Consider the following 461-nt stretch of genomic DNA (forward strand, 5'->3'; position numbering starts at 1 on the left):
CTATGGAAATCAAGTCCCTCTATGGCATGAGATGGGGGATCGAAACATCCTTCTGCACATTAAAACATGCCTTAGGTGCCATAAATCTACACTCCAAAAAGCGGGAAATGATAACCCATGAACTTTGGGCACGGCTGATCTTGTTCAATTTCTGCTCTATTATTACGGCTCATACCGTTTCAACGTGCCAGAAAAAGAAACATGTTCATCAGGTGAATTATACGGTGGCATTCCAAGCCTGCCATTATTTTATCAGGCTTCATAACGGAGAATCGCCGCCAGATATAGAGGATCTGATCAGGCAGCATACGCTGCCTGTCAGACCCGGTCGGAACTATGCCCACCAGCATAGATTCCAGATACCTGTCAGCTTTACCTATCGATTTTAAGTAAAGCGGATGAAACCACCACCATAAGTATAACATTTCTAAACGGATAAGACATCTATCCGTTATTAGTCA

At 43.4% G+C, this 461-nt stretch carries 1 protein-coding gene; it reads left to right on the forward strand.

The window, feature by feature from the left end; all coding sequences use genetic code 11:
* Positions 1–389, forward strand: a 389-nt coding sequence (locus KTH90_RS24720; RefSeq protein ID WP_238727622.1) for a transposase, incomplete at its 5' end; no start/stop codon positions are given.
* Positions 390–461: the final 72 nt, after the last annotated feature.

It is taken from the genome of Diplocloster modestus (assembly GCF_019042245.1).
Taxonomy (GTDB): domain Bacteria; phylum Bacillota; class Clostridia; order Lachnospirales; family Lachnospiraceae; genus Diplocloster; species Diplocloster modestus.